Origin of the sequence: Acinetobacter lwoffii (assembly GCF_024129685.1) — a bacterium.
GTDB classification, from domain to species: Bacteria; Pseudomonadota; Gammaproteobacteria; order Pseudomonadales; family Moraxellaceae; genus Acinetobacter; species Acinetobacter lwoffii_X.
In genome coordinates, this window is sequence record NZ_JAMXXL010000027.1 from 23,108 (window position 1) to 44,719 (window position 21,612).

Consider the following 21,612-nt stretch of genomic DNA (forward strand, 5'->3'; position numbering starts at 1 on the left):
CATCAAATCCAGTAGATTTCAAAAATAAACGCGAAATTTAACCATAAATTCACAATTTTTGCTGAGATTTTCTTGTGCGAATAAAAATAGGCAACCCTCAGGCTGCCTATATATAAAGTGAAAAGATCAATTAGTTAGGGCGACCCATAACACCACGGATCGTATTTAACACATCGGCTGGAAGTACTACCGTCTTGGCATTTGGCGATTTGGCCATATCCTGCATGGCTTTAATATACTGTTCACCGAGTAAATAGGCGACCGGAATTTCATTATCACCAATGGCGGAAGTCACCATGTCAATTGCACGTTGTGAAGACTCAGCCAGTACCACTTGTGCTTCGGCATCACGACGTGAGGCTTCCAGACGGCCATCTGCTTCCAGAATTGCAGCCTGTTTTTCACCATCAGCTTTGGTGACGGTTGCACGACGCTGACGTTCAGCAGCGGCCTGTTCTTCCATCGCTGTTTGCATAGTGATTGAAGGTTTAATATCCTGAATTTCTACAGTTTTTAAGGTAATACCCCAGTCCGAGATATCATCGGAAATACTGGATTTCAAGCGTGCCTTGATATGGTCACGTGAAGATAGCGCATCATCCAGATCCATTTCACCGACAATTGAACGTAGTGAGGTTTGAACCAGGTTCTGAATCGCCCAGGAATAGTTTTCAATCCCGTACACGGCTTTTTCTGGTGTGGTCAGGTTGATATAGGCCACGGCATTCATCAGCAAGACCGCGTTATCACGAGTAATCACTTCCTGTGAGGGAATATCCAGAACGATATCTTTGGTCGTGACTTTATAAGCGACTTCATCCACATAAGGAATAACAAAATTCAGGCCCGGATTTAGCGTGGTGTGGTATTTACCCAAACGCTGTACGATCCATTTGTAGCCTTGCGGTACAATCCGCACACCTTTAAAAATGGTAATCGCAACAAAGGCCAGAAACGCGATAACAATGATAGAACCACCAGACATAGCTTATTCACCTTATTGATTTTGATAATTCGTGCTGTGGGGTTGTACGACCAGGTCATTACCCAGAATATCCACGACGCGAACGCGGTCTCCGACCTGAACTGGGTCCAGAGTTCGGCATTCCCATTCATCTGAGCCTAAAACTGGCATCGGAAAGCGCACCCGGATTTGCCCATGATCCAGATTGGTCTGAATCACCATGCCCACCTGACCGATGGTCGCCTCACGCGAGAGACCGGCTTTGGTCTTGTCAGTGGAAAGTGGCTTGATAAACTTAAACCAGAGCAGCGTACACAGAACAGAAAGTACGATCCAGGTCAGGAGCTGGGTCGTCAGTCCCATCATCGGGAACATCCAGTACAGGACGCCAACCATGATGGCACCGATCCCGAACCAGAGGGCAGCAAATGCGGGCAGTAGTAATTCCGACAGAATCAGAAGAATGCCTAATACAAACCAGTGCCAAGGTTCAAGAACTAATTCCATATCGTGACCTATATCGCTAAGTATTTAATTAATCATCATCTTTATATGATTGATCTTCAATGTAGCAGATGCGGCTGCAGATGAATATAAAAAATTCGTGGATCAAAATTTTGCCTGACGTGGCGGTTTAAATGCCGCTGGCGACTGCTTAAAGTTGCTAATGGCTTTTTCAATAGTACGGATTTTTAGCTGAGCGGCCTTTTCACCTTCAAGAATGGTGGCATTGCTGGCTTTCAAGTCTAAAGTACCGATATGTCCAACTTTGGGTTGAATCACCACAGTGGCCTGACTCAACTCTTCATTAATACTTTGCTGTCCCATAATGTTCAGGGTCTGATCCAGTACGCCCCACATATTCAGAGCCTTATTACCATCCGGACGGGCAGAAATATCCACGGCAATCACAATATCAGCTCCCATATCTTTGGCGGTCTTGACCGGAATCGGACTGACCAGGCCGCCGTCGACATATTTGGTGCCGCCAATCACGGCAGGCACAAACACATTCGGAATACTACAGGACGCGCGAACTGCCTGTCCGGCATTGCCTTTAATAAAGTCAGCTTTACGGCCATTGTCCAGGCGAGTGGCGACTGCCGCAAAACGAATCGGGAACTGTTCAATCGGTTTGTTCGCTACATTCTTGTTGACGAAATCCTGCAATTTTTGTCCGGCAATAATCCCTTGCCGGTTCAAGGTTAAATCGCGGATATCGGATTCTTTAAAGTTCAGGGCAATCTGCTGTAACTGATAAGGCGATTTGCCACTGGCATACAGGCTGCCGACAAAACTGCCAGCACTGGTTCCGGTGACAATTTTCGGTTTGATGCCGTGTGATTCGAGCACTTTAATGACGCCAATATGGGCAAAACCTTTGGCACCGCCACCACCGAGGGCAATGGCGACGACAGGTTCACGGGCTTTTATTGGCGTGGCAGGCGTGGGTGTTTTAGTGGCTTTGTCACAGGCTGCAAGACTGAAACCAAGGCAGCCAATTAAGGCATAACGGGCTAATTTCATTATAAAAACTGGTGATTAAATCAACAAAATTTAGGCTATCACATCAAAAAAAGCCGTATTTGCCTAGTCTTTTTTCAAAAGCTTTTGTAACGGCTTGGCCACCCAGTCTGGATTTTTGGCCGAGAATTTACCTTGATAATGCTGATAAATCTGTTCCAGGTCGTATTCATAATCACCGGTCAGATGGTACACGCCCAGGATATGAATGGTCTTGATATCATAATCAAAAGAAAACATCACAATCGGCAAATGGGCTACCTTGGCAATATGATAAAAACCGCTGCGAATTTTATCTGGTGCCTTACGTGAACCTTCCGGTGCCATACCGACCCAGATCTGTTCTGATTTTTCAATGATGTCTACAATCTGTCGGGTATGACCTTGCGGACTATCGCGCACCACCGGAACTACACCAATCCATTCCAGAACCGGCTTCAGCGGTGTGCGGAACAGGCTGTCTTTACCGAAAATCGTAATCTGAATACCGAGACCAAGCAGGGCATTAAAACCCAGCCATGCATCAATATTGGAGGTGTGCGGGGAAATAATCGCCACAGCTTTAGGTAAGTCTGGAAATTCGCCTTCCAGACGCCAGCCTTGGGCCAAAAAAAGTCCGGCTCAGCTTGCTGCCGCGGGCTGGCACATGCGGCGGGAGTAGGGGAAAACGTATTTGGGCCATTGCTTCTGTCTCGTCCTGAAACTAATTTTTCTTTATTTTTTATTATATTAGACTGTTGTAAAATCCGGATCATTGGCAAAATGTATAGCATCTCAAATGCTGGTGATGCATTTTCACCTTAAGGACTTAGCCTAAATATGCGGAATACCTATATTTTACTGTTTTCGCTGTATTGGGCACAGGGGCTTCCGGTCGGGTTTATGACGCATGCCTTGCCAGTCATTCTGCGAGCTGAAGGGGTATCGCTGGCGCATATCGGGGGCTTTGGTCTGTTAATGCTGCCTTGGTCGATTAAAATATTCTGGGCACCTTTAGTTGATCGGCATGGATCGAGCGCCAAAGGTCATTACCGTAGCTGGATTATTCCCTTGCAATGGCTGTCAGTTGCTGTATTGATTGGGCTCTCATTTCTACCGATTCAGGCCTTGAATCAGCCGCTGTATTTACTACTGTTTTTTATCACGCTTTTATTGATGAATGGTATTGGCGCCACGCAGGATATTGCCACCGATGCATTGGCAGTCAATATTCTGAAAAATGAGCAGCAACACTGGGGCAATACCTTTCAGGTGATTGGTTCGCGTCTGGGATTCATTGTCGGAGGCGGGGCCATATTATGGCTGCTCGATCTGCTGCAATGGCAAAGTACCTTTCTGTTGCTGGCTGTGCTGGTTTTTCTTAATACTTTACCCATTTTATTTTTTAGAGAACCTCAGCATTCAAAAACTATCACGCCAGCTGATAAAGGGCCTGCACTCAGCAATATAAAAACCTATTTTCAATACTTCTGGTCGGATTCAACCTTGGCTGCCTGGTTACTGGTTTTACTGACTTTTAAAGTTGTCGACGGTTTATCCGGGCCTTTGTTAAAACCTTTAATGGTAGATCTCGGACTGAGCTTTAGCCAGATTGGTCTTTATGTCACGATGCTGGGAGCATTGGCTGCCTTGATTGGGGCCGGACTGGCGGGTTGGTGCCTGAAATACTGGTCGCGTAGCTGGAGTTTACTGATTTTTTCAGTTCTAAAAATCATGACTCTAATTGCCTATGCCTGGTTAGCGGCACAGTATGAAACGCAAAGCAAAGTAGAGAACTGGATCATTTATTTCATCAATGCGGCCGAAGATATGATCTCTGCCATGCTTTTGGTGGTCATGTTGACCTTGGTCATGCAATACAGCCGTAAGCATCTGGCAGGGACAGATTTTACCTTTCAGGTTGCTCTGATGGCCACGGTGAGTGGGGGACTTTATAGCCTGAGTGGCATTTTTGGAGATGCTTTAGGCTATCAAAATTATCTGAATCTGATCGTGATCGTGGCAATTTTCAGTCTAATTCCAATTTTCCGATGGATGAAAGTTGCAGAAAAAGTATAAAATTTCTAAATAATCAACTGTTTGGTTAAATGTTAGCCTAAAGTACTAAATAGAATATATAAATATTAATTTAATAATTTTGTAATATAAGCGCCGTGTGTATTATTTGTTACAAAATAAATTAAGGATTTTTTTGATGAAAACTAAGTTAGCAACAGCAATTGCATTCAGCCTTTTGGCGGGGACAACTTTTGCAGCACCAACTTTCTATGGTGAGATTGATGCGTCAGTAGATTATTTACCTGAAGATAATGCTTCACCGGTATCTGACAAAGATGTAATTGAACTAAGTTCAAATAGCTCATTCGTTGGTTTAAAAGGGGATGAAAAGTTAACGGATCGTCTAAGTGCAATTTATGCAATTGAATGGGCTTTTAACTCTGATGGTGAAGGCGATGACTGGTCTAAACGCAACCGTTTTGTTGGTTTAAAAGATGCAAAACTTGGTACTTTAAAAATTGGTGCACATGACACTCCATTAAAACAATTGTCTAGCCCGGTAGATACCTTCAATAACTATGTAGGTAACCGTGCTGATGTAAGTGGTATTTTCACTGGTGAAAGCCGAGTAGCGAATGCTGTAGTGTATGAAGCTCCAGCTATTGCCTTGCCTCAAGGTGCTATTAAAGTGAATGCTCTATTGGCAACTGGTGAAAATTCAGGAATTAAATCTGATAAAGGTGTAGTTAAAACTGCAAATCGTGGTTTAGGTGATGCTTGGTCTGCTTCTGTAGTATATGACAGCCCAGTAGTTGTAGCAGGTGTTGCTTATGACAAAGCAATTCCGACTAACTTCTTAGGGCGCGGTTTTGATAATGCTTCTGCTCCAGAAGTAACGGGCGGTACTTTATTTGCTGCTGCAAATACCATTCGTGCAATTGGCCGTGTAAATCTAGATGATGGTTTAGCGCTTAAAGCTCTTTATCAAACATCAGAAGTTGAAAATGTAGCAGGAAATGTAGCTGGAGCAGCTAATATTGATGATGCTCAAGGTTGGTTAATTGGTGCTGAATATAATCTTCCAAATGCAAAAGCTTGGACAGTTAAAGGTCAATATAGCCAAAACACTACAAGCTTCAAAGATAATACTGCCGATTATGAAGCACAGCAGATCTTTGTTGGTGCAGATTACGCATTTAGTAAACAAGTGAAAGCATATGGTTATGCCGGTTATCTAACACTTGAGCGTGGTTCTTTAGAAACTAAACAACCAGTAGTTGGTACAGGTGTTGAATACAAATTCTAATTTAGATTTTGTACTCTAAGAAAAGGCGATGCTTTGGCATCGCTTTTTTTATGCTTAAAACAACAAAACTTAGCAATTTTATGTCTGATCTAACAAGTTTCGGACTGTTAACATGATTGAAAGTTTCAGCACTTCGTTTTAAAAATTATGCCTATTCAAGCTGTTTTATTTGACCTCGACAATACCTTGACCCATCGTGATCTGACGACACAAGCCTATAGCCGTTATCTGGCAGAATATTATGCTCCAGCATTGGCACAGGTCGATTCAGATAAAATTATCGAGATTGTAAGACGCATTGATAATGGCGGTTATCCTAAAAAGGAACTGCTGACGCATGGCAGTATTGGTGCTTCGGCTGCCCATGCCTTATTGCAGGAACTCAGCTGGTTAAATCCTCCGAGCATAGAGGAACTGGCCCAGTTCTGGTTTAGCCAGTTTGGCCGTTTCGCTGTGGAAATGCCACAAGCAACACAAGTATTAACGCAGCTGAAAGATCAGGGTTATCAGCTAGCCATTGTTTCCAATGGCGGACATGACACCCGTTTAAATACGATTCGGGGTTTGGGTATTGAACCTTATTTTGATGAGATCATCAGTTCGGGGTTGGTGGGTTTTAACAAACCACAGCCGGAAATATTCCAGATCACGACAGAGCGTCTAGGCGTGCAGCCTGCACAGTGCCTGTATATTGGCGACCATCCCATTAATGATGTACAAGGAGCTACAGAGGCCGGAATGCATGCATTATGGATGCAAGGCTTTCATGCCGATGCCGAACATATCCGATATAAAATTCAGCAACTGCCGGAAATTTTTGCGCATTTGCAGTTACTGAATCAGACTTAAGTTATTCTTAAACAGTCAATCGTTTCGGCCCATTGCGAAGAATCACAGCGCGGACATTGCTGGTCGGCATGTGAAAGGGTTTGTACCTGTCCACAGTAAATGCAGGCATATAATTGCCCGGCCTTGACCTGTTGGACTATAGAGCAGGTTTTAGGAAAAAGTGGCAGCCCAGGCCGAACCTCATCCGATTTGAAAAACAGGATACTGAACTTACCGTCAGTTTCCAGTAAACCGGTGCGTACCTGACCCAGATGTTCTACGCCTTGCTGGCGCATTTCGGCAAAGAATTCATCATGTGACATCTTACCTTTTTTAATTTCTTCAACGACCAGCACGCCATCTTCTACGATATAAATCGGTTTACCTTCCAGTAGGTCTTCAAACCACTGATATTTCATCATGAGCCAGGTGGTCAGGCGGTACATGATAATAATCACCGACATCACCAGAACTGCCTGAATCAGGGGAATATCTTCAGTAAACATCGGGTCGCCGGCAATCGAACCCAAGCTCAAAATGATAGCGACTTCGAAGATAGAAAGTTGACGTACCCCACGTTTTCCGGTCAGACGCAAAAACAGGATAATCATCGTGTACATCAGGGCACAACGCAGCAAAATTTCTGCGGTAAACTCCCAGGTGGTGTCATTTATAAATATGGTCGCCCAGTCCATTTAAATTCTTTATCCTCATTTTTCTCTTTGGCTCGAGTCTAGCAATATCAGTATTTTATTTGCTGCTGTGTTTATGTAAGTTTATGAATAAAGGTAGATTCTATTTAAAAAAGAAGCTTGAACTTAAAAATCTAGCTATTTGATCTATTGAAAATAAGATAGAGATTTCATGTAAATAATGCATAAAAAATCAGCAGATTAAATTTGAAGAAGATCACATTCTCTACTGTCTATTTTTAAATCTATAAAAGTATTATCCATTTGAAATTTATCAATATATATTCTGAATAATGTGTTTTGAATAATTAGGAGTGTTTAGAAATTTGTAAGCAAATCACTTCATCTTTATAAAAATCTGTAGTTTGTGGCCTGAAAAATAGAGTGATTACACTACTTTAATAAACTGTTTTTAAATTAGAAATTGTGATTTTGACTTCCAACAAGGGATGTATTGTGAAAAGAATATTCACGCTTTTAACGGTTATGGGTTTAAGTACAGCGGTCTGGGCAGATGCGGATTGGGATTATACTCAGCCTGAGCAATGGTCGACTTTGAGCCAGAAATATTCGGCCTGTAATGGTCTGAACCAGTCACCAATCAATATTGAGAAAACAGTGAAAGCAGAACTGGAGCCGCTTAAGTTCAGCTATAACACCATGATTCATGCGATCGAAAATAAAGGTCATACTGTTCAGGTGGATTTTGCGCAAGGTGGTGAATTGCAGCTGGATGGCGATACCTTTGTACTGAAGCAGTTTCATTTGCATAGTCCGAGTGAAAACCTGATTAAAGGCAAAAGCTATCCACTGGAAATCCACTTTGTCCATGCCAATGCCAAAGGTGAGCTGGCTGTCGTGGGGATGATGTTCGAGCAGGGTGCAGAAAGCCAGATGCTCAAACGCATGTGGAACCGTTTGCCAAAAAAGCAGGGTGAGAAAGTAGTTTTAAAGACCCCACAACCTGTGAATGCAATGTTGCCTAAGAATCTGGATTATTACCGCTTTAGCGGCTCGCTGACCACACCTCCGTGTTCGGAAGGCGTACGCTGGCTGATTCTGAAAGATATTCAGCAGGCTTCTGCCAAGCAGATTTCGGAATTTGCCAAATTGATGGGGCATCCGAACAACCGCCCGGTGCAGTCATTGAATGGCCGAGTGGTTCTGGAATAATCAATATGAGAGCGAAAAAGCAGACTTTGGTCTGCTTTTTTTAATTCTGATACAAATTTCGAAAGGGCACACTGAAAAGGACTTTGTGACGAAAGCTGAAAGATTTAATATGGATATTATTTCTTCTTTGACCTTCTCCTGCCATGCTCTTTGACTTGAAAACTATGATTCAGCCATTCACAACCCTTTCGCCACAGCAGAAGAAGCTGGATCATCTGATTAATAAAATCGAGCAACAGAAACAGGAATTACAACAATGGCAACAGGCTGAAGAAGAGCTGCAGCAATATACGCATAAAACCTTCATGCCGCTCTACCATGAATTGCATGGCGTACTGTTCAAGCAGCTGGAACAGCTCTGGAAGCACATGCAGGAAACTACATTTTCCAAAGCAGAACTGGTGGTGCTGGATGAAAAGATTCAGTACCTTGCAAATTATCTAAAAGACTCTCAGGCGATGTCGGTGCAACAAGCCCATAAGGTGAATGAAATCTTCACTTATTATCAGCAACGTGCCGAACATGCCCAATTCAGAAAAAGCCAAAAGAAAGTAAATGAACTGGAAACATTTTTTAAGAATGAGCATCCCTCAGATCTTGCAGATGTAGAAGTATTTGAAGAATGGGAATCAGATCATTTTCAGCAGGCACGTGAGCAGGCCAGATTAAAACGCCAGCAGGAAAAACAGGAACAGGCAGCAGCGATGGCAGAGCAGTCATTGAAAACCGTTTATTTAAAAATTGCTGCCATCATTCACCCTGACCGTGAAGTGAATGATGTCAAAAAAATCAAGAAAACTGAATTATTGCAACGTGCCAACGAGGCGTATGCAGAGCAGGACCTGTTTACGTTACTAAGAATGCAACTACAAATTGAACAAGATCAGGATGTTTCACAAAAAGGTTTAAGTGCAGAGCAACTCAAGTTTTATCAACTCGCTTTGGATGCACAGAGTCAGAAATTACAAGATCAGATCGATGTATTGATACATAGATTAGTCTGGTCACAAAAAACCAGAATTGCAGTAAAAAAGGCGAAAGGCAAAGTTCAGATTGCTGACCTGTATAAGCAAATCGATGAAGATACTTCAGCCATCAAACAGCAGATTAAAGTAGAAAAAGAACGCCTGATGTATATCAAAAAGATAAGTGGCTTGGAGATGTTTTTAAGGCATGGGATGCTTTAATCTCTTATTCGTATAATAACTCTAGATGTAATAATGAAAATTCCCTCTCCTGTTAGGAGATGAGCATCCTCAGAATATATTCTGAGTGCGCAAGGGTGAGGGCTATTTTAAGATTCACCTCTCCCTAATCCTCTCCCAGAGGGAGAGGGAGTCGTAACTGATTAGATGCCATCAATTAATTTAATAATGAACGTTCCCTCTCCTTTTAGGAGAGGGCTAGGGAGAGGTTATAAAATTTGATAATCTAAAGAAAATAATAAAAACATAAGCCTATGAATAAAAAATTCGATCCCCAACTATTACAATTTGCCAAATCCATGCGCCACACCACCACCGATGCTGAAAACTTGATGTGGCAACTGCTTCGTGCCAAACGTTTTATGAATCTGAAATTCCGTCGTCAGCACGTGATTGCACCATACATTTTGGATTTTTACTGTCATGAAATTGGTTTAGTCATTGAGCTGGATGGCAGTCAGCATGGAACAGATGATGCGATTGAATACGATGTTGAACGAACCAAGTTTTTAGAGGCTGTGGGTTTAACTGTTGTACGGTACTGGAATCATGATGTGTTGGGGCGGATGGATGTTGTTTTAGAAAACTTATGGTCAGTATGTGATGATTTGAAAGAGAATAAATAATGGAAAATCCCCTCTCCCTCAGGGAGAGGGCTAGGGTGAGGGCAGAATTTATAATGAAAGAAATTTAAAACACCTCTCCCTAACCCTCTCCTGAGAGGAGAGGGAATTCCATTGTGAAATCCATGCAGACACTAAATCAAATGGCGCTCCATCTCCCTGTGGGAAAGGGCTGGGGTGAGGGTTTAAAGTATAAAAATAGAGTGAATGAAATGCTTCAAAATGATATAAAACATATAATTAGAAAATATTATTTTGAGGGTGCTGTGAATTCAAAAGTAGAGGTTAAAACTAAAGATGATCATGGACATTGGTATGACAATAATATTGATCCTTATAAAGGATTAGCAGAAATTATTGCTGTAACGCTAAAAAATTCTTTAGTCTCACAACAAATTAGTTTTGTAGATGTACCTTATCGGTCAAAAACTAAGAAAAGTTTTTTGAAAAAAATTGAAGATAAATTAACAGAAAAATATTATAGCCCTGAGTTTATGACGGACTTGGCAGGTATTCGTGTTATTACTTTGATTGAATCAGATGTACAAAAAGTTTGTAATCTTATCGAATCAATGTTTAACGTGCATGAAGCTGATAGTGTGAATAAGTCTGAAAAATTGGGTGATGAAAAAGTTGGTTATCGCTCAGTTCATTTTGTATGTGATGTGGGGCGAGAGAGAGAAAAATTACCTGAGTTTTCTGCATATAAAGGATTGTGTTTTGAAACCCAAGTGAGAACAGCACTAGAGCATGCATGGGCTGAAATTGAACACGACCGTGGTTATAAATTAGGAGGTAAGCTTCCTTCACACCTTAATAGACGTTTTAAGCTACTTTCAGGTTTACTTGAGTCAGCAGATTTGGAATTTAATAGGTTAACTGAAGAAATTGAAGTGTATGCAAAGAAATTAGATGAAAGTATTAAACAAGATAAATTGGATTATGAGTTAACAAGTATTGGCTTAAAAACCTTATTAAATGATAAATGTAAAAAATATATCGATGTTAAGTTTGATGTTTTGAATAATTCGCATATTGATTTAGCTGTTGAAGAGTTAAGTCTATTTGGGATAAATAGTCTTAGTGAATTAGATTCATTAATAACACAATATACAACTAAATATAAATTTAGTGATACCCATACTATTATTGGTTTTGTACGATTTTTAATGATGTTTATTGATGTTAATAAATATTTTGAAAAAGTTTATAAAAAATCTGGGGATGTATGGGGCGGTTTTTTAAATGATCATATTACTTTTTTTGAGCAAAAGTATTCTAGACAAGAATTTGAAGAATTGCTTAAGAAATATGATATAGCTATTCTTAAATTATAAAAAAACCCCTCACTAAGAGGGGATTTTTTGAATCAAATTACAGCCTTAAAGCGCCGCAATTTGCTCCATATTCGCTTTAATTTTCGCTAACTGATCCGCAAACTCAGCAAGTTTCACTTTCTCGCCTTCAACCACAGCCGCAGGGGCTTTCGCCACAAAACCTTCATTGCTAAGTTTAGTTGCAATTTGGTCATGCTGCTTTTGAACCTTGTCTAAGTCTTTTTGCAAACGACCCAATTCTGCTTTCGGGTCAATTAAGCCCTTCATTGGAACGTAAACAGATACGTGACCCACTACAGAAGAAGAAGACAATGGCGGTTGTTCACCATCTGCCAAGAAGGTAATACTCTCAACTTTCGCCAATGCTTTAAACAACGGCTCAATACGAGAAATTTGTGCTTTTTCTGCTTCAGTCGTGTTCTGTAAAAGCACAGGTAATAAGCGTGCATTACCTAGACCCATCTCACCACGAATGTTACGCACCGCACCAATCAAACCTTGTAGCCATTGCATATCTGCTTCGGCTTGTTCGTTAATTTTGGCCTCATCTGCAACAGGGTAGTTTGCCAACATAATGGTTTCGCCACCCAAGCCAATCATTGGCGCAAGGGTTTGCCAAATTTCTTCTGTCAAGTACGGCATGATTGGGTGAGCAAGACGTAAAGAAGCTTCCATCACCGCAAGCAATACACGACGCACTTCGGCTTTACGCTCTTCAGAAACAGATTCATCATTCAGAACAGGTTTGGTCAGCTCTACATACCAGTCGCAGTATTCATTCCAGATAAAGTCATAAATCGCTTGGGCAGCCAAGTCTAAACGGTAAGTTGCAAACGCTTGATGAACAGCTTGCTCTGCCTTTTGTAAACGGCTCACAATCCACTGTTCAGGCAATTCCCAAAGGTCTTGACGTGCTTCTTGACCAACCGTTTGACCTTCAACATTCATCAATACAAAACGGGTTGCATTCCAAATTTTGTTGGCAAAGTTACGATAACCTTCCACACGTTTCATATCGAACTTGATGTCACGACCTGTGTTTGCCAGTGCACAGAAAGTAAAACGAACTGCATCTGTACCATAAGCTTGAATTCCTTCTGGGAATTCTTTACGGGTCGATTTTTCAATTTTTGCCGCTTGTTTCGGGTTCATCAAACCAGTTGTACGTTTTTGCACCAAAGTTTCAAGATCAACACCATCAATCAAGTCTAATGGGTCAAGCACGTTGCCCTTAGACTTCGACATTTTTTGACCTTCGCTGTCACGTACTAAACCATGAACGTAAACTGTTTTGAATGGTACTTGTGGCGTGCCATCTTCATTCTTCATGAAGTGCATGGTCATCATGATCATACGCGCCACCCAGAAGAAGATGATGTCAAAACCTGTCACCAAGACATCTGTTGGATGGAAGGTGTTTAAGAAGTAGTTGGCTTTGTCTTTTTCAGCATCGCCTGTCCAGCCTAAAGTTGAGAATGTCCACAGACCTGATGAGAACCATGTATCGAGTACGTCTTCGTCTTGGTTCAATTCAACGTCAGCGGGGATGTTGTTTTTCGCACGAACTTCTGCTTCGTCACGACCAACAAATACGTTACCTTCAGCATCGTACCAAGCGGGAATACGATGCCCCCACCACAATTGACGCGAAATACACCAATCTTGAATGTTGTTCATCCACGCCATGTACATATTGCTGTACTGTTCAGGCACGAACTTGATGCGACCATCTTTCACTGCTTCAATTGCAGGCTGCGCCAACGGTGCAATTTTGACATACCATTGATCTGTCAATAATGGCTCAACAATCACGCCCGAACGGTCACCGCGAGGTGGTTTTAGCGTGTACGGTTGGATCTGATCTAACCAGCCTTCAGCTTCCGCTTGCTCAACCAGTTTCTTACGTGCTTCAAAACGCTCTAAACCGATGTAATCTGCTGGTGCAGGGATGGTTTTAGAAATCTGCTCACCGGCTTTTTCGATATATTCAAACTCAGCCAACACTTCAGCATTTTTGTTGAAAATGTTGATGATTGGCAATTCGCAACGTTTACCCACTTCATAGTCATTGAAGTCGTGTGCAGGGGTGATTTTTACACAGCCTGTACCGAATTCTTTGTCTACATATTCGTCTTTTACGATTGGAACTGCACGACCTGTGATTGGTAAGATTATATTTTTACCTACTAGATCAGCATAACGTTCATCATCCAGTGCAACCGCAACCGCAGTATCACCCAATAATGTTTCAGGACGCGTCGTTGCAACTACGATGTGATCTTTACCATCGTGGGTGCGGAGTGACTTATCTTCAAAGAAATATTTGAAGTGCCACAATGAACCTGCTTCTTCTTTATCAGACTCAACTTCCAGGTCAGAAAGGGCAGTTTGCAGTTTTGGATCCCAGTTCACCAGACGTTTGCCGCGGTAGATCAGGCCTTCTTCGTGAAGTTTTACAAACACTTCTTTTACTGCGTTTGATAAACCATCATCCATCGTGAAGCGTTCACGTGACCAGTCAACCGAAGAACCTAAGCGACGGATTTGACGGGTAATGTTACCGCCAGACTGTTCTTTCCATTCCCAGACTTTTTCGATGAACTTTTCACGACCCAGGTCATGACGGCTAATCCCTTGTGCACCCAGCTGACGCTCAACCACCATTTGCGTTGCAATACCTGCGTGGTCAGTACCCGGTTGCCAAAGCGTATTTTTACCAGACATACGGTTGAAACGCGTCAAGGCATCCATGATGGCATTGTTGAAACCATGACCCATGTGCAGGCTACCAGTGACGTTTGGTGGCGGAATCATGATACAGAAAGATTCGCCTTTTTCAGACGGCTTAAAGTAACCACGCTCTTCCCAAGTTTGGTACCATTTTTTCTCGATCTCGGTCGGATCGTAGGTTGTCGCGATATTTTGCGCTGAGTCAGTCATAGTCTAAACAGATCAAAAGTGAATGAAAAATTGGATCTATTGTAGCAAAAAAAATAGTGCATGCGGCAGCTTAACCAAATGCAAACTTTAGCCAATTGGCATGTATAGCAACTCATCGTATGATAGATTGATAAAAAAACGCGACTCATCGCAGCATATCAAAAAGGATAATAAGATGAGCTATAACATTTCCCTGAAGCTTCAACCCGAAACCCATCAGCGCTTTAAAGACCTTCATTCCAGATTAAATGCCGGCGAGCGAGACAGTCTTGCCAGACCCTTAGGTGAAAATCTGGCCGATATGGCCTGTGAAATTATTGACCAGATTTTTGGTCAGGTGGTGCAGTTGGCCAATTCACCGGACAGCGAGTCCGAAAAAGTGATTCAGCAGATTATGCATAACACCCGTAAATATATGCCGTGGTCGGTTTCGTTGTTTGGCAATGAGCGTCTGATGCCTATGGTGAACTATTTGCATCGCATGACCTATGAGCATCAAGGTGATGCTTTTGTTCGATATCCGGTGGAAAAATTGCTGGTGATGGAGTTGCTCGGCTGTATTGACCAGATGAAAAATGGTAATCATCAATATGTATCACCCGCTTTAAAAGCCTTTACTCAGGTGGTCGATCAAGGGGTGACACATCTGATCCGTGAACCGAAAAAAATGTTGAAATTTAATGTGGTGGTCGATAAAACCTTGAATGGGGTGATTCATTTAACCACCCAGTTAGGCTATAAACGTTTTGACAAGCTCGGTAGCATCTATGATGCCGATACGATGAGTTATTATTTTGAGCATTTGCTGGCATTTCTGGAAGATGAAATGCCGTACCATATTCATTAAAACAAGGGAAACAGGATTTCATGGCGAAAGTTGAAGACTTAAATGGAAAAGTGGTCTGGATTACCGGCGCATCTTCAGGGATTGGCAAGGCGATTGCCCAGCAATGTGCTGCACTTGGGGCACAGGTGGTACTGACTGCACGCCGAGAGGAAGAACTGGAAAATGTTCGCCAAAGTCTCACCAATCCGGATCAGCATATTTCAGTCATTGCCGATATCACAGATGAAAGCCAGGTTCGTCATGCCTATGAACAGGTTTTGCAACAAAAAGGCCGGATTGACTGGTTGATTAATAATGCAGGACTCAGTCAACGTGCCCTGATTCAGCACACCACCATGCAGGCTGAACGCGCTATTATGGAAGTCGATTATTTCTCGCAGGTATTTCTCACCAAAATGGTATTGCCGACCTTTCTGGCACAAAAATCAGGTCGTATCGTGTTTATTTCCAGTGTGGCAGGTTTGCTTGGCACCCAGTATCGCGCCTCCTATTCAGCAGCCAAAGCAGCGATTCATATGTGGGCCAATAGTTTACGTGCTGAAGTTGCTGATCAGGGCGTTCAGGTCTCAGTGATATTCCCGGGCTTTGTTCAAACCAATGTGTCGTTTAATGCTTTAAATGGGGAAGGCAAGCCACAAGCCAAGCAGGATGAAGCGATTGAAAATGGTCTGTCGGCAGAAGATTTTGCCCGTCAAAGCGTACAAGCCTTGCAGTGCGGCGAAGAATATATCGTGATTGGCGGAAAGAAAGAAAAACTTGGTGTGCTAGTTTCACGTATTTCCCCCAAGGTGCTGTACAAAATGATTCGCAAGACCAAGGTGAAATAAGAGATTTAAAGTTTTATCAAATTCAGGCAATTTTCTCTTGAGCGAATTGAACCTGATTACGGCCCATCTGTTTGGCCTGATACATGGCATGATCAGCCGCTAAAGTGGCTTCTTTAATCTGATTAGGATGATTGAAGAAGCTGACTCCGATACTGATAGTCAGGTAAATATGCTGCTGTTCATGATGTAATGGGGTTTCTTCAAGCTGCAACCGGATCCGTTCAGCAATTTTAAAGGCGGCATCTTTTTGAATGTCATGCAAGACGAGCAGAAACTCTTCACCACCAATACGTGACACTTGGTCTTTGTCCCGAATATTGGCTTTAAATATCTGACTGATATGTTGTAAAACCAGATCACCGACCTGATGTCCATAACGATCATTAACGGCTTTGAAATGATCTAGATCTGCCATCAAAACTGCATGCTGTAAGGCGGGATTGGGATCTATTTTTTGAATATAGGCTTCAAAGCCACGACGGTTTAATAATCCGGTCAGCGGGTCGTGATGGCGCTCCCGTTGCAACTTTCGCACCAGATCCAAAATTGCACAGCCAATGAATAAACCTAAAAAGATCAGATCAATCAGCAGCAGGAGCAGCTGCGTAAATGCCCATGCCGGTTCGTAATGGGCGACAAATCCCTGATCCTCAAGTAAAACAGAGAATAGCAAGGCACGACCCATGATGATGAACGCGGTCGCGAGGGTAAAAATTTTCAGGTAACTGTCGATACGTAAGCGTGTACTCGTCCGAATAAAGGCAATCGGGCGGTGCAAATAAATTGCCGCAGTAATGCTACCAATAATCAGCAAACGGGCAGTCTGGTCAGCAGTCACTTGGGTAAAGTAGTAAATGCCAAACGCACCCAAGGCAATCAGGTAAATATAGTTTGGCCATACATAGTCGATTTTTAAACGCTCATAAATGGCTTTGCTGTGAAAGGTACAGGACAAGAAGTAAAGAGCAGCAATGAAACTGGAGATTTCAATTAAAACTGCTGCAGATAAAACGGTATTGAGTAATATCGTTACGCCAATCAGAATCAGTGCATAAGCATAAGATCTTAAATAATTAGGTAAGCCTTTATAATAGGAAATACTCAGCGTGATGATCCCCAGGCTCGACATGATGCTGGGCACGAGTAGACTGTAAAAATTCAAATCCGGGATCAGCGTGTTAGATTATAATGTGAGCAGGTGGGTGAATAATATCATTTATTGCGATGAAAAATATAAATAAAATGGATAATCAAACTAATCGAAATGACCTGTTGAACCGCTCGATATTTTATAAAAACTCAAAAAAATAATATTAAAATTCCTCTCACGCCTGATGATCATGGAGCTGAAAAGGCATTTGTTTTAGTCCAAATCGATGGACGTATTTATAAAATGCTACCAATTTGGACTTGTAGTTTTATCCTGAAAATTTAAGGTGGAAACAGGATGAAAATATAAAGGATCTATCTGAATGAAAACCCCGGTGCCCGATTATCTCCAGCATGTATTAACGGTCTGTCATGATAATGATCAGGGCGCTTTGGCTGACTATATCCCTGAACTGGCAGCGGTAGATCCAAACAAGTTCGCTTTGGCGCTGACCACGGTGGATGGCACGATTTATTCCACGGGAGATGATGAAACCGAATTTACCATGCAGTCGATGTCCAAGCCTTTTGCCTATGCCTTGGCATTGCAGCATTTGGGAATTCCAGCAGTACTGGAAAAGGTCGGCGTTGAACCTTCAGGAGAGGCTTTTAATCAGATTTCACTGGATAAAGAAACTAATCTTCCCAAAAATCCAATGATTAACTCGGGTGCGATCACCACGCATTCTTTGATTCCGGTACAAAAAGGCATTTCACGTGCGGAATACTTACGCCGTTTTTTAAGTGAGCTAGCAGGACGTCAACTGGAATTCGACAAGCAGGTGTATAAGTCAGAAGTCAAAACTGCATTCCGGAACCTGTCGATTGGCTATATGCTGCGTACCGTAGGTGTGCTGGATTCGGATCCGGTAGAAATCGTCAATGGATATATCAAGCAATGTGCGATTAAGGTGACGGTCAAAGATCTGGCAAATATCTGTAGTGTGCTCGCCAATGGCGGTGTTCAGGCCAAAACTGGTAAACAGTTGCTGGAGCGTGATGTGGTGCGTCAAGTGCTCAGTGTGATGATGACCTGTGGCATGTATGATGCGGCGGGTGACTGGCTGACGACGGTGGGCATTCCTGCCAAAAGTGGTGTGTCGGGCGGAATTATCGGGGTATTGCCTGGACAAGTGGGAATTGTAGTTTTTTCTCCTAAAATTGATGAGCATGGGCATAGTGTACGTGGCGTGGATATTTTTGAGCGTTTGTCGCGGGACATGGGCTTGCATCTGATGGAAGGGACGCCATCGGCACAGACCATTTTGCAAAGTCGTTATACTGTAGGTAAGAACAATGACATTGTCGTGTATGAGCTGCGCGGTGTATTGCAATTTACAGAATCCGAAATGTTGCTGCGAATTTTGCAGGATGAGCCAGACGCTCAAACACGTATAGTCATAGACCTGACCAATTTGACTTTGATTCATGATGTGGGTGCACGCATGTTATTTGAAGGTGTCAAACGTTTACAAGCGAATGGGCACAAAGTGGTGGTCATTGACTCAGAAGGCGTATTGGGTGAGGAACAGGTGAAAGGCAATAAGCGGGTAGTGGTGACAGAAGAGTTAGAGCGCTATTTAGAGAAGTTTAGTTAAGCCATACTTATAGGGATGAGTATGCCTTTCATTATTTGTGCTTTTAAACTTACTCAGTAGAAGAAATGAAATATAAAAAAGCCCCGAACAGTGTCGAGGCTCTTTTCAAATCTTGAAAAGTTTATTTAATATGCTCGGCAATGTCCGTAAAGATCACGCCTAAGCCATGTGCACCAGCATCTGGATAACCTAAGCTACGATCACCGACTGTACCGGCACGGCCCATACGCGCTACGATGTCTTTGGTAGATTCTGCACCTTTTACCGCAGCCTCTGCACCCAAGACAAAGTTTTCTTTAAACGTCTTGTCGGTATTGGCTGACCAAGAGTCTGCGCAAGGTACAAGTGCATCAATCAGGGTTTTGTCACCGACCACAGCACCACGACCAAATGAACGCTCACCAGTCACTTGAATACCTTTAACCGCAGCTTGCAGCATCTCGGCAAAATCTGCCACGCTTAGGGTTTGTTTGCCCTGAATGGCTTTGCTGGCTGAACGGAAAGCAGAACCCCAAATTGGCCCTGACGCACCGCCACAATGTTCCATAATAATCATGGAACTATTCAGCAGGAATTCATCCATGTGCTGCGCTTGAATCAGGCTTTGCCATTCGCGTTTCAGTTGTTTAAAGCCTTTGGCGACGCTCATACCAAAATCGCCGTCACCTGCATGGGCATCCAGCTCGCAGAATGGCACTTCGTTTTTGATGATGCAGGCCGCCATCACATCGACCACATAACGCATGTTTTCAATCGTGAATTGCTCGTTCTGAATTTCAGCATGTTCTGCTTGGGTTTCAACTTCGGTATTGGCGGTTTGTTTTGCTGCTGCATCTTGTGCTGCAAATTCAAATGGTAGTGCAGGTGAGCCATCAAGCTTTAAGGCAGGGGTATTGGCTTCCGCATCCAGATAGGTTTTCAGTTCATCATCCACAGCAAGTAATGAGACCGATGCACCATTCATGTCGATACTGGTCATGTAGTTGCCAACAAATGTACGGTAAATCTTGATGCCTTTACGTGCCAGATGTTCGCATACATCATTGTTAAATACATACAGTTCTTGCATTGGTGTTGAACCAAAGCCATTCACCAACAACGCAACTTCTTGCATGTCAGGACGGTCAAGAAATAAGTCATCGACCATACGTTGTGCCATTTCTTTCGATGGCAGGATTTTTTCACGACGAATGCCGGGTTCACCGTGGATGCCGACGCCGTATTCCATTTCATCATTCGCCAAGGTGAAGGTGGGTGTGCCTTTGGCAGGAACGGTACAAGAGGTAAAGGCAAAACCAAGGCTAATCACGTTATCTGCTGTTTTTTGAGCCAGCTCTTTCACGCGAGCAAGTTCATAACCTTTAGAGGCAGCAGCACCGGCAATTTTATGCACGAAGATGGTACCAGCAACACCACGACGACCAACCGTATAGAGGCTGTCTTTAACGGCAATATCATCCGCCACTTTGACGTAATCCACTTTAATGCCATCTTCCGCAGCCAAAGCTGCACCATTCTGGAAATTCATCATATCGCCAGAATAGTTTTTGATGATCATCAGCACGCCTTTGTCTGTTGCCACATGTTGCAGGGCTTTGTAGACCTGAATTTGAGAAGGTGATGCAAATACGTCACCGCATACGGCCGCGTCTAACATGCCTGTACCGACAAAACCTGCATGTGCAGGTTCGTGACCACTACCACCGCCACTGATCAGTGCCACGTTATTGTGTTTTTGTTTACGTGAAATGATTTTATGGGATTCGGTAAATTGCAGTTCAGGGTGGGCAAGGACAAAACCTTTGCACATTTCGACAACCAGATTTTCTGGGTTGTTGATGAGTTTTTTCATGGAGGAAGGCCTTCACGTATTCTGAGAGATGTCTAAAGTCTTATTATTATGGAAATGTTTGAAATTTGCTGACTTAAAAGTGTAAAAACAGATGATTTTGGGGTAAGCGGTTAGAAAAGGGGCTAAATTTGGTATATAAGTTAATTTATATGAATCCCCCTAAATCCCCCTTTGATAAAGGGGGATTTGTCAGGTGATTAAATAAATTTCGTGACAGTTCCTTCCTTTTTTTAAGGGTGAGAAGCAATGCTTCGCAAGGAGGAATTAAAAAAGAGAATAAAAAATGAAACCCTACAATAAACATCTAAAATCAAGCCTCGCGTATTTTACGCAATTATATGACCGAGATAGAAAAACTATTGTGGTCTCGAATTCGCAATAAGCAAATTTTAGATTTGTAGTTCTATCGACAAAAGCCGATTTTGAATTACATCGTGGATTTTTACTGTCCTGTTACCAATTAGGTGATTGAGTGAGTAATGAATGAGGTCGAAGTATCATTCTAAGATGATGAAAAATAAACAATTAGGTATGTTTTGAATTTATGTAGATAAGTTGTTGATTTAAATATAAAATACAATAAATTTTAGGTGGCTAAGGTTGCTTTATGAGTGTCATGGTTGAAAATAATCCAATATTAAATATTACATCACTATTTATTAGATCTCTTGCGAAAGTAAAAAATTGTTTATACTAGCCCCATGAAATATGAAAATTTAACTCGATTTAATGATGGGGAATTTAAACGA

General features: G+C 42.4%; 17 protein-coding genes and 2 pseudogenes. 11 read left to right on the top strand and 8 right to left on the bottom strand.

Annotation, left to right across the window (positions count from 1 at the left end):
- Window positions 1-130: 130 nt before the first annotated feature.
- The 4 genes and pseudogenes from NI464_RS12460 to NI464_RS12475 form a co-directional block, all read right to left on the bottom strand.
- Window positions 131-985, bottom strand: coding sequence for an SPFH domain-containing protein (locus NI464_RS12460; RefSeq protein WP_004279377.1), 855 nt, complete (start codon window positions 983-985; stop codon window positions 131-133).
- A 12-nt stretch (window positions 986-997) separates the two neighbouring features.
- A complete protein-coding gene (locus NI464_RS12465) occupies window positions 998-1,471 on the bottom strand; it encodes an NfeD family protein (RefSeq protein WP_253138738.1) in 474 nt (157 codons plus the stop codon).
- A 102-nt stretch (window positions 1,472-1,573) separates the two neighbouring features.
- On the bottom strand, window positions 1,574-2,491 hold the full coding sequence (locus tag NI464_RS12470; RefSeq protein ID WP_253138751.1) for a patatin-like phospholipase family protein: 918 nt from the start codon (window positions 2,489-2,491) through the stop codon (window positions 1,574-1,576).
- A 63-nt stretch (window positions 2,492-2,554) separates the two neighbouring features.
- Window positions 2,555-3,170, bottom strand: a pseudogene (locus tag NI464_RS12475) (1-acyl-sn-glycerol-3-phosphate acyltransferase).
- 137 nt (window positions 3,171-3,307) lie between these two features.
- On the opposite strand from NI464_RS12475, the gene NI464_RS12480 reads away from it, so the two are divergent.
- The 3 genes from NI464_RS12480 (at window position 3,308) to NI464_RS12490 (ending at window position 6,641) form a co-directional block, all read left to right on the top strand.
- Complete coding sequence (locus tag NI464_RS12480) at window positions 3,308-4,546, top strand: MFS transporter (protein WP_253138754.1); 1,239 nt, start codon at window positions 3,308-3,310, stop codon at window positions 4,544-4,546.
- 136 nt (window positions 4,547-4,682) lie between these two features.
- Complete coding sequence (locus tag NI464_RS12485; protein ID WP_253138757.1) at window positions 4,683-5,792, top strand: porin; 1,110 nt, start codon at window positions 4,683-4,685, stop codon at window positions 5,790-5,792.
- A gap of 147 nt (window positions 5,793-5,939) precedes the next feature.
- Window positions 5,940-6,641, top strand: a complete 702-nt coding sequence (locus tag NI464_RS12490) for an HAD family hydrolase (RefSeq protein WP_253138760.1) — start codon at window positions 5,940-5,942, stop codon at window positions 6,639-6,641.
- Here NI464_RS12490 and NI464_RS12495 read toward each other — a convergent pair.
- Window positions 6,638-7,315 (bottom strand): DUF421 domain-containing protein, encoded by a 678-nt coding sequence (locus NI464_RS12495; protein ID WP_004730345.1) that lies wholly within the window; start codon window positions 7,313-7,315, stop codon window positions 6,638-6,640. The genes NI464_RS12490 and NI464_RS12495 overlap by 4 nt on opposite strands.
- 483 nt (window positions 7,316-7,798) lie before the next feature.
- Between NI464_RS12495 and NI464_RS12500 the strand changes: the two genes are divergently transcribed.
- The 4 genes from NI464_RS12500 (at window position 7,799) to NI464_RS12515 (ending at window position 11,650) form a co-directional block, all read left to right on the top strand.
- Window positions 7,799-8,485: a carbonic anhydrase gene (locus tag NI464_RS12500; RefSeq protein WP_253138798.1), complete on the top strand. Its 687-nt coding sequence runs from the start codon at window positions 7,799-7,801 to the stop codon at window positions 8,483-8,485.
- 143 nt (window positions 8,486-8,628) lie between these two features.
- Window positions 8,629-9,672: a molecular chaperone DnaJ gene (locus NI464_RS12505; protein ID WP_253138763.1), complete on the top strand. Its 1,044-nt coding sequence runs from the start codon at window positions 8,629-8,631 to the stop codon at window positions 9,670-9,672.
- A gap of 272 nt (window positions 9,673-9,944) precedes the next feature.
- Window positions 9,945-10,316: an endonuclease domain-containing protein gene (locus tag NI464_RS12510; protein ID WP_253138766.1), complete on the top strand. Its 372-nt coding sequence runs from the start codon at window positions 9,945-9,947 to the stop codon at window positions 10,314-10,316.
- 122 nt (window positions 10,317-10,438) lie between these two features.
- On the top strand, window positions 10,439-11,650 hold the full coding sequence (locus NI464_RS12515) for a GTP pyrophosphokinase (protein ID WP_253138800.1): 1,212 nt from the start codon (window positions 10,439-10,441) through the stop codon (window positions 11,648-11,650).
- Window positions 11,651-11,695: 45 nt separating this feature from the next.
- Here the strand turns inward: NI464_RS12515 and NI464_RS12520 are convergent, their stop codons facing one another.
- Window positions 11,696-14,590 carry a valine--tRNA ligase gene (locus NI464_RS12520; RefSeq protein WP_253138781.1) on the bottom strand — a complete coding sequence of 965 codons (2,895 nt, stop codon included), beginning with the start codon at window positions 14,588-14,590 and terminating at the stop codon, window positions 11,696-11,698.
- A gap of 175 nt (window positions 14,591-14,765) precedes the next feature.
- Here NI464_RS12520 and NI464_RS12525 point away from each other — a divergent pair, with 175 nt between their 5' ends.
- On the top strand, window positions 14,766-15,437 hold the full coding sequence (locus NI464_RS12525; RefSeq protein ID WP_253138784.1) for a hypothetical protein: 672 nt from the start codon (window positions 14,766-14,768) through the stop codon (window positions 15,435-15,437).
- Window positions 15,438-15,457: 20 nt separating this feature from the next.
- The gene (locus tag NI464_RS12530) at window positions 15,458-16,264 is read left to right on the top strand and encodes an SDR family oxidoreductase (protein WP_253138787.1); all 807 of its coding nucleotides are present in this window, start codon (window positions 15,458-15,460) and stop codon (window positions 16,262-16,264) included.
- Between the two features lie 22 nt (window positions 16,265-16,286).
- On the opposite strand, the gene NI464_RS12535 is transcribed toward NI464_RS12530, so the two are convergent.
- Window positions 16,287-17,393 (bottom strand): GGDEF domain-containing protein, encoded by a 1,107-nt coding sequence (locus tag NI464_RS12535; protein ID WP_253138790.1) that lies wholly within the window; start codon window positions 17,391-17,393, stop codon window positions 16,287-16,289.
- Window positions 17,394-17,736: 343 nt separating this feature from the next.
- Here NI464_RS12535 and NI464_RS12540 point away from each other — a divergent pair, with 343 nt between their 5' ends.
- On the top strand, window positions 17,737-19,011 hold the full coding sequence (locus NI464_RS12540; protein WP_253138793.1) for a glutaminase: 1,275 nt from the start codon (window positions 17,737-17,739) through the stop codon (window positions 19,009-19,011).
- Between the two features lie 121 nt (window positions 19,012-19,132).
- On the opposite strand, the gene dhaK is transcribed toward NI464_RS12540, so the two are convergent.
- Window positions 19,133-20,863 (bottom strand): dihydroxyacetone kinase subunit DhaK, encoded by a 1,731-nt coding sequence (gene dhaK, locus NI464_RS12545; RefSeq protein WP_253138795.1) that lies wholly within the window; start codon window positions 20,861-20,863, stop codon window positions 19,133-19,135.
- Between the two features lie 283 nt (window positions 20,864-21,146).
- On the opposite strand from dhaK, the pseudogene NI464_RS12550 reads away from it, so the two are divergent.
- A pseudogene (locus NI464_RS12550) lies at window positions 21,147-21,324 on the top strand (endonuclease domain-containing protein); the annotation flags it as partial.
- Window positions 21,325-21,612: the final 288 nt, after the last annotated feature.

What these genes read in the sequence shown, in the direction of transcription:
- NI464_RS12460 (WP_004279377.1), bottom strand. Translation starts at nt 985, where the DNA reads ATGTCTGGTGGTTCTATCATTGTTATCGCGTTTCTGGCCTTTGTTGCG.
- NI464_RS12465 (WP_253138738.1), bottom strand. Translation starts at nt 1,471, where the DNA reads ATGGAATTAGTTCTTGAACCTTGGCACTGGTTTGTATTAGGCATTCTT.
- NI464_RS12470 (WP_253138751.1), bottom strand. Translation starts at nt 2,491, where the DNA reads ATGAAATTAGCCCGTTATGCCTTAATTGGCTGCCTTGGTTTCAGTCTT.
- NI464_RS12480 (WP_253138754.1), top strand. Translation starts at nt 3,308, where the DNA reads ATGCGGAATACCTATATTTTACTGTTTTCGCTGTATTGGGCACAGGGG.
- NI464_RS12485 (WP_253138757.1), top strand. Translation starts at nt 4,683, where the DNA reads ATGAAAACTAAGTTAGCAACAGCAATTGCATTCAGCCTTTTGGCGGGG.
- NI464_RS12490 (WP_253138760.1), top strand. Translation starts at nt 5,940, where the DNA reads ATGCCTATTCAAGCTGTTTTATTTGACCTCGACAATACCTTGACCCAT.
- NI464_RS12495 (WP_004730345.1), bottom strand. Translation starts at nt 7,315, where the DNA reads ATGGACTGGGCGACCATATTTATAAATGACACCACCTGGGAGTTTACC.
- NI464_RS12500 (WP_253138798.1), top strand. Translation starts at nt 7,799, where the DNA reads ATGGGTTTAAGTACAGCGGTCTGGGCAGATGCGGATTGGGATTATACT.
- NI464_RS12505 (WP_253138763.1), top strand. Translation starts at nt 8,629, where the DNA reads ATGCTCTTTGACTTGAAAACTATGATTCAGCCATTCACAACCCTTTCG.
- NI464_RS12510 (WP_253138766.1), top strand. Translation starts at nt 9,945, where the DNA reads ATGAATAAAAAATTCGATCCCCAACTATTACAATTTGCCAAATCCATG.
- NI464_RS12515 (WP_253138800.1), top strand. Translation starts at nt 10,439, where the DNA reads ATGCAGACACTAAATCAAATGGCGCTCCATCTCCCTGTGGGAAAGGGC.
- NI464_RS12520 (WP_253138781.1), bottom strand. Translation starts at nt 14,590, where the DNA reads ATGACTGACTCAGCGCAAAATATCGCGACAACCTACGATCCGACCGAG.
- NI464_RS12525 (WP_253138784.1), top strand. Translation starts at nt 14,766, where the DNA reads ATGAGCTATAACATTTCCCTGAAGCTTCAACCCGAAACCCATCAGCGC.
- NI464_RS12530 (WP_253138787.1), top strand. Translation starts at nt 15,458, where the DNA reads ATGGCGAAAGTTGAAGACTTAAATGGAAAAGTGGTCTGGATTACCGGC.
- NI464_RS12535 (WP_253138790.1), bottom strand. Translation starts at nt 17,393, where the DNA reads ATGTCGAGCCTGGGGATCATCACGCTGAGTATTTCCTATTATAAAGGC.
- NI464_RS12540 (WP_253138793.1), top strand. Translation starts at nt 17,737, where the DNA reads ATGAAAACCCCGGTGCCCGATTATCTCCAGCATGTATTAACGGTCTGT.
- dhaK (WP_253138795.1), bottom strand. Translation starts at nt 20,863, where the DNA reads ATGAAAAAACTCATCAACAACCCAGAAAATCTGGTTGTCGAAATGTGC.